The organism is Allotamlana fucoidanivorans (assembly GCF_006265225.1).
Lineage (GTDB): Bacteria > Bacteroidota > Bacteroidia > Flavobacteriales > Flavobacteriaceae > Allotamlana > Allotamlana fucoidanivorans.
Window position 1 is genome coordinate 1 of record NZ_VDCS01000141.1, and the last position, 240, is coordinate 240.

Annotated in this window: 1 protein-coding gene; it reads left to right on the top strand. The window is 44.2% G+C overall.

Annotated elements, in window-relative coordinates; genetic code table 11:
- On the top strand, positions 1–240 hold a 240-nt coding region (locus FGF67_RS17370), incomplete at both ends, for a hypothetical protein (RefSeq protein WP_158293256.1).

Genomic DNA, 240 nt, shown 5'->3' on the forward strand with positions numbered 1-240 from the left:
GTATCGCATGATTTTACCAATCAGTCTATCGACTTCTGTACGGGAGGTACGGTAACTATTACCTGGACGGTAGAAGATATCTGTGGCTCTACTAATCCTACTGCTACCTATACCCTAACACAACCTCAAGTAGTAAGCTATACTAGTCCTTCTGATGATACAGCTGATGCCTGTGAGTTTGATAATGCGGATCCTACTGCAGCTCAAAATGCACTGGATGCTGATATCGCAGCTTGGGTA